5 protein-coding genes and 2 pseudogenes are annotated in these 6,620 nt (G+C 45.5%); 3 read left to right on the top strand and 4 right to left on the bottom strand.

Going from position 1 to position 6,620, the window contains the following annotated elements:
• Positions 1–188: 188 nt before the first annotated feature.
• Positions 189–1,133 (top strand): hypothetical protein, encoded by a 945-nt coding sequence (locus tag D7Y06_RS23430; RefSeq protein ID WP_120409943.1) that lies wholly within the window; start codon positions 189–191, stop codon positions 1,131–1,133.
• A 142-nt stretch (positions 1,134–1,275) separates the two neighbouring features.
• Positions 1,276–2,028: pseudogene (locus tag D7Y06_RS23425) on the top strand (ArdC-like ssDNA-binding domain-containing protein); the annotation flags it as partial.
• Between the two features lie 52 nt (positions 2,029–2,080).
• Here D7Y06_RS23425 and D7Y06_RS23420 read toward each other — a convergent pair.
• From D7Y06_RS23420 to D7Y06_RS27455, 4 genes are all read right to left on the bottom strand, one after another.
• The gene (locus D7Y06_RS23420) at positions 2,081–3,118 is read right to left on the bottom strand and encodes a tyrosine-type recombinase/integrase (protein WP_120409941.1); all 1,038 of its coding nucleotides are present in this window, start codon (positions 3,116–3,118) and stop codon (positions 2,081–2,083) included.
• Positions 3,108–4,076, bottom strand: a complete 969-nt coding sequence (locus D7Y06_RS23415; protein ID WP_120409940.1) for a tyrosine-type recombinase/integrase — start codon at positions 4,074–4,076, stop codon at positions 3,108–3,110. The genes D7Y06_RS23420 and D7Y06_RS23415 overlap by 11 nt, the downstream gene beginning before the upstream one ends.
• On the bottom strand, positions 4,073–4,927 hold the full coding sequence (locus D7Y06_RS27460) for a tyrosine-type recombinase/integrase (RefSeq protein ID WP_243119483.1): 855 nt from the start codon (positions 4,925–4,927) through the stop codon (positions 4,073–4,075). The genes D7Y06_RS23415 and D7Y06_RS27460 overlap by 4 nt, the downstream gene beginning before the upstream one ends.
• 270 nt (positions 4,928–5,197) lie before the next feature.
• Positions 5,198–5,974, bottom strand: coding sequence for a hypothetical protein (locus D7Y06_RS27455; protein ID WP_243119482.1), 777 nt, complete (start codon positions 5,972–5,974; stop codon positions 5,198–5,200).
• Positions 5,975–6,112: 138 nt separating this feature from the next.
• Between D7Y06_RS27455 and D7Y06_RS28460 the strand changes: the two are divergent.
• Positions 6,113–6,358, top strand: a pseudogene (locus D7Y06_RS28460) (hypothetical protein); the annotation flags it as partial.
• Positions 6,359–6,620 lie beyond the last annotated feature (262 nt).

Here is a 6,620-nt window from a genome sequence, read left to right as displayed (position 1 = left end):
AGTACAAAACCTAAGTTGGCTTTTTAGAGAGCTTTATTTTATTTTTATATTTCTTCGTGAAACAGCCCTAGCAATTATAAAGTTCCGATTGATTTAGCCGGGATTTCGGGGTATAATGGCATTGAGGTCATATACCTTTTGGGAATGGCTTTTGCGTTTCCACCATACAAAAAGGAGGTTTATGGCTGATGGATACGGAAATAAAGAATGCGGTCAGCATGGCAGACCAGGACGCACAGTATGATGATAAGGCAAAACGCCTGTTGGGAAATAAGATTATTCTGGCGCATATCCTGGTAAAGACGGTTGATGAGTTCCGGGGAATGAACCCGAAAGATGTGGTGTCTTATATTGAGGGAGAGCCATTTATCAGCGTGGTTCCAGTAGAGCCGGGGCTGACCAATATTGAAAAAGAAGAAAACGGGCAGCGCATTGTCGGGATGAATACGGAAAATGCGGAGATAAACGAGGGGCTTGTAAGGTTTGACATTATCTTTTATGTGCGCATGAAAGACGGTATTTCACAGGTTATCGTAAACGTGGAAGCACAGAAAGATGAACCGTCAGGCTACCATATCTTAAACAGGGCAGTTTTCTATGTGAGCCGCCTTGTTTCCTCGCAGAAGGAACGGGATTTTGTCAAGACAAACTATAACGACATCAGGCGTGTATTTTCGATTTGGGTGTGTATGGGCATGGACGAAAGCAGTATGGCTTATGTGCATCTTGCGAAAGACGATCTGCTCGGTTCCTATCCGTGGAAAGGCGGGCTTGACCTGCTGAATATTGTCCTGATAGGTATATCAAATGAACTTCCGGAGCATGATAAAAAGTATGAGCTACACCGTTTGCTGAGTACGTTGCTTTCGGCGGAATTGACCGTTGATGAGAAATTAGGGATTATTAAAACTGAGTACAGTATTCCGGTAGATGAAAAATTGAGAAAGGATATGAGCGCTATGTGTAATCTTTCACAGGGGATCAGAGAAAATGCAACAGATAATGCTATAACTGGCGTGATTATGAATATGCACAGAGATGGTTATTCATCAGAACAAATAGCAAGGATTGTTGAAAAGACCATAGAGGAAGTGGAGGCTGTCATTAGAAAAAGAGAGCCAGTATTAGCATAATTACAGCAACTTAATAACACAAGTAGTAAAGCAGTGAATTTGTTTTTGCGTTATATAAAACAATTCGCTGCTTTTTTGTTTTCGGGAAGAAAGACAGTCATAACAGATTGTCTTTTTTTCATGCAAAGAAAGGAAATCAAATATGGCAGATGCAAAAACAGAAAAGCAGAAAGTAAAAGAGATCACGGACAAACTGGAGGAAGGCTTAAAAGAGCTTTTCGGGAGCGAGAAATACAAAAGCTATCTCTCCACTATGTCAAAATTCCATAATTACAGTGTCAACAACACGCTTCTGATAGCCTTACAGCGCCCTGACGCCAGTCTGGTCGCAGGCTACCAGGCATGGCAGAAGAATTTCAACCGCCATGTAAACAAGGGGGAGAGGGGAATCCGTATCCTTGCCTCTGCCCCTTATAAGATCAAAGAGGAACGGGATAAGTTAGACCCTGTGACCGGGGAGGTCATGCTGGATAGGGACGGTATGCCGCAGACGGAGGAAGTCGAGGTTAAAATCCCTGCTTTCCGCACTGTGTCCGTCTTTGATGTAAAGCAGACATCGGGGGAGCTAATCCCGGAGCTGGAGGCAAAAGAGCTTCTGTCCACAGTGGAGGGGTATGAGGACTTTATCAAGGCGGTCACTTATGTTGCCCCGGTTCCGGTCAGCTTTGAGGATATTCCCGGCGATTCCAAAGGGTTCTTCAGCCCGGCAGAAAAGCGGATTGCGGTGCAGGAGGGCATGAGCGAGAGCCAGACCTTAAAGACGATGGTGCATGAAACCGCCCATTCCATGCTGCATGATAAAGATGTAAACAAGGATATCCTTGCGCCCGCAAAAGACAGGAACACCAAAGAGGTGGAAGCCTTATACTCAGCATTCCAAAATGTTAATCATTTTAAAGAATGCTGAGAAATAAGGCACTTTACTACTAAAAGATGAGCATTATTCGTTAGCGCAATCCACAAATCCTTGCCATTTCATCTTCACTGCCCTCCCACATTGCCGCTTCATCAGGTATGGGTGTTGGAACAGATTCCATTGCTCCCCGAAGCTGTTCAACAGACTGCTTTGCATAGTAGTTTTTGGTTGTATCAGTCCTGGCATGTCCTAACACTGTAGAGACAAGTTCAATGGCGATCCCATCCTGGTAAAGATTTGTGGCCCTGGTCCGCCGGAACATGTGGCAATGGACTGAATCTGGAATGCTGATCCCTGCCTCGCTTACCAGGGCTGCATATTTTTTTATAATCCTCTGGACATTTCCAACGGACATCCTGTCTGCCACACCTTTTATCGTTGTGGAAAATAAGTAGGCTTCTTTAGAAGAATTGCTGTGATATACACGCATATACTCCTTAAGGTGTCCAGCCGCCTTAGCTGTCAATTGTATGGTTCTCTCTTTGTTGCCTTTGCCTGTTATGAAAATATTGGGATATTTTGATTCCATTGCAACATCACATAAGCGGATGTTGAGCAGCTCACTGACTCTTACAGCTGTATCGTAGAGGAGAATCAAAATAGCACGGTCCCGTACACCAAACTTCGTATCCGGCGGTGCGGACAGTATTGCGGCAAGTGCATCCTCGGACAGAACAGGCTTTTCCTTTTTTATGGTTTTGCAGGGTGATATCTGGCTGACTGCCAGAGCAACCGACTGGATGGATATGTCCATATCCGAGGCATAGTTCAGATAGGTGCGGATAGCCGCGACTCTTACATTTACAGTTGATGGCTGGCTGCCATTTGCAAGCAGATACTCTCTAAAGTTATAAATACATTCTTTGGTACAGTCGGAAAACTGAAAGGTGCTTATGGACTTACCTAATTCACCTACAAGATAGTTTTTAAATATTGTAAGGGAATCCCTATAGGATTCTGCTGTAGCCTGACTGCGTCCGGCCTGCTTTACCAAATAGACATTTAGAAAGTTCCATGTCTGGGAAAAGAACAGCTGGCCAGACCGTATCTTTTCTGGTTTATTCTTCATAGGGAACCACCTCCGGAATAACCTTTCCCGACACTGTATCTTTCTCCCGGATAGTATCAAATGCCTTTTCTACAAGATGATAGTAATAATACGTTTCATCAGGGCTTTTATGTCCAAGGTATCTGCTTAAATATGGGAGCATAGTGTTTGTATCAATTCCCTGGTGCATCCACTCATTAAACCTCTCCACTACAAAAGCGTGGCGTAAACAGTGGGGCGTCGGGTGTTTAGCAAGTGTCCCGGCAGCTGGAAGCATAGCCCAATGACGGTTAAAACTTGACTCTACTCCGGAACACGAAACAGGCTTATGCGGGTCTTTTCCTGGAAAAGCCCAGTCAATTCCGGGGAAAAGCTTTTCCTGGCATTCTTTATAGCTTTTAAGTACTGGAAGGCTGTCCTGCGGAAGGTATACAAGGCGGTCTTTGCTGCCTTTTGAGCCAAGGATAGTAAGGATCCCTTTTTCCAGGTCTATATGTTCCCACTTTAGCAGCCGCCCTTCTGACAGACGCAGCCCACAGCAAAAATACAGGAGAAAAAGAATCTTGCACTCCCTGTCGAGCCTTAGCTGCTCTGAATTATGGGATGTGCGGATATCCATTTTCCGCAGCAGCTCCTTAACCTCATCTTTTGACGGGATGTAAAGGGCCGGACGGTAAGCCTTGCAGAAAAAATTAGGGATGTATGCTTCCTGGCCGAGGGAAAGGATATATTCACCCAGCACTTTCACGACCGACATACGGCGGTTGTGATAGGCATCTCCTTCGCAAGGTCTGGCTTCGGACCATTTGGCTGCCATTTCATAAGTAACTGTTGTCAGTTCCGGATAATTCTGTACGCAAAAAGTATCAAAGCGTTTTAACAGCTTTTTTTCGGCATGATAGGCATATCCATCAGCCCGTTTTTGTTGTATAAGCCCTTCGATATGATGTGCCAGGCCGCTCTCAAAAATGTATGTCATGATAAGACACCTCCAAATTCCAGAGGGCAGAGCCTCATTTTATCTTCGTCACGTTCAAGATATACCTCAGCAGTTTCCTGACGTGCATGCCCAAGGGCATTAGAAATATCATCAAGCCTGTTGCCTGCCCGGAGCATTCTTGTGGCAAATGTCTTCCGTGTCATATGGAAGCCCTGGCCGGCAGACAGTTCAAAACCATATTCGGCAAGTATTCTTTTTAAAGCCCCGCGGCATGCCGTTGTAACTTTAAGCGGGATATATGGCGCCTGATGGCGGATAAATATATATCCGTTACCTGCGGCAGCCGATTCCGGACGCCCATCCATGATGTATTTATATACTGAATTACCTACGTCTGTCGGTACTGGAAGCGTGATTGCTTTTCTTGTTTTCTGCTGGATGAAGGAGACCGTTTTATTTTTCCAGTCGAAATCATTTACCTGGAGCTTTAGGATGTCTGCGCCCCTGATACCCATCCGGAGTCCGAGCATAACCATGGCTGTGTCCCTGAGTTCTATGGGGGTGGAGGCTTTCTCACGGTATTCATATATTTTCTTAACCATATCATCGCTCAGGACATCAACGATGCTGCGATGGGGAGCGCAGCCTGCGGATACCGCAAAAACAAGTGTCGGCAAAACCAGATCCTGGCCGGCCATGTACCGCAGAAGCTGGCGGAGTTTAGACCCATATGCATTTTTACTCTCCGGGGTCGAGTGGACATCCTGGTTATGGAATGCTTTCACCACATCCGGCGTTATGGACATTGGATGATCTATCCCGTTGTCTTCAAGATATTTGAAAAAACTGCATCCGGCAGATCTGCACATGGTAAGTGTATTATTGGCCATCCCATCCCGCCTGCGGCTCTCTATAAAACCATCAAGAATGGTTTTGCTCCATGACGGGAGTTGGTCGGACGCACGCTTTTGGCCTGCAGTTATGTTAGATTCCATTGTGCCCTGGAGATACTTCCCAAACATTCTGATCGTGTGTGAACGGCGGGCCGATATGGAATTGCCGGCTTTGGCCTGATCCGGACAATCCGGAAGCATATCTGTCCATAGGGTTACAGTTTCTGGTGAATGTTCCAGACGGTTAAGTTCCAAAAACATAAAATATCAGGTGAAATCATTGCGGTAAACAGCTTTTGATGACTCCATGTATTTCCAATCATTCAGAGCGTCAAGATATTCTTCCGCTTTATGTTCAAGGGGTACACTGGGATGAAATGCGACGCCTGTTTTTGGAAGCCTCATACCCGGCAGTATTTCAGCGTTCCCACCAAAAAGAACCAGCTGATAGCACTCCGGCACATCACCCCGGCGGTGAAGGTATTTCATAAGCGCCGTCATAGCGCATACGGCGTTTTGGCGTCTGCCGGAAGAACTGCAGGATTTGCAGTAAGTATTCCAGTATTCGATAAGAGTATCTATGGTTACTGCTTCCGGCTCTGTAATTCCAAGGGACGTCGCAAGCCGGAAAAACTCTTTTATGGCAACGGAATACGTATGGTAATAGCCGGGGTTTTGGCTGGCCGCATAGTATTCTTCCAGCTCATATGTCAGACGGAAAAAGGATTCCGACATTCCGCTCCTGCAGAAAAAGCTGTCTTCCGAACGGCAGAAAGGACTTTTGATATCCCCAAAAAGCAGGTAATGCTCAAGGCGGAACAGGGCATTTCTATATTGGGAACACGCCTCGCAGGAAATTTCCAGTTTCTTAATCTCAAGCCAGTCCAGTGCGGCATCCATAGAAAAAGGAATGTCATTATCCATCAGGTACTTGAAAAATGTAGTGTAACAGGTTCTATGCATGTCTATATTTTTACATGCACTGTCAGGCTGCTTCATCATATTGAGAACTGATGAAACAGCATCTAAATAGTTTATTTGCATATCAAATGCGCTCCTTTCCGGATTCCCATCTGAGGGGAAAACCTAAGAATAGCGTATCTGATAATGCTCATCTTTTGTACAAGAAAGTGAGGATTTATGGGAAATAGTTTAAAAGATCAACATTATAAAAACATGGATATAACGCTTCAAATGGATACATCAACATTTGAAGCCGAGAGCATTGCCTACACCGTGTGCCAGCATTTCGGCATAGATACTTCGGATTATTCCTTTGGGTATATAGCCGGGTGGTCAACAGGGCGTGACATGAGGGAACTGAAATCTTCCCTTGACACGATCCGCAGGACGGCATCAGAATTGATCACGGGGATTGAGGGGCAGCTCCGGGAATTGCAGCGTGACCGGGAACTGATGCAGGAGCAGGAAAAAGAGAGCCTTTTGCTGATACAGAACAGCGATCTGTCCGAGTACAGCCTTGTGAATGTCCGGGGTATTGTCTGAACCTCTGCGGAATGAGGAAATACAAAGTAGATTTAGGAGCGGATGCCCTCGGCAATCTGACCAGAATCGAGAATGAGATTGCCAAGCTCCCCGCACGACTGGAAGCCGCCAAGACGAGCCTGCAAATAAAAAGTCAATAGAAAATTGATGATTTCAGGTAAAAAGTTTTATGTAGGATTTTGAG

Origin of the sequence: Roseburia sp. 1XD42-69 (assembly GCF_003612565.1) — a bacterium.
In the GTDB taxonomy this organism is placed as follows: Bacteria; Bacillota; Clostridia; order Lachnospirales; family Lachnospiraceae; genus Roseburia_B.
Note: the sequence above shows the minus strand (reverse complement) of the source record. Positions and strands in the feature narration are given on the sequence as shown.

What these genes read in the sequence shown, in the direction of transcription:
- D7Y06_RS27460 (WP_243119483.1), bottom strand. Translation starts at nt 4,927, where the DNA reads ATGGCCAATAATACACTTACCATGTGCAGATCTGCCGGATGCAGTTTT.
- D7Y06_RS23420 (WP_120409941.1), bottom strand. Translation starts at nt 3,118, where the DNA reads ATGAAGAATAAACCAGAAAAGATACGGTCTGGCCAGCTGTTCTTTTCC.
- D7Y06_RS23415 (WP_120409940.1), bottom strand. Translation starts at nt 4,076, where the DNA reads ATGACATACATTTTTGAGAGCGGCCTGGCACATCATATCGAAGGGCTT.
- D7Y06_RS27455 (WP_243119482.1), bottom strand. Translation starts at nt 5,974, where the DNA reads ATGCAAATAAACTATTTAGATGCTGTTTCATCAGTTCTCAATATGATG.
- D7Y06_RS23430 (WP_120409943.1), top strand. Translation starts at nt 189, where the DNA reads ATGGATACGGAAATAAAGAATGCGGTCAGCATGGCAGACCAGGACGCA.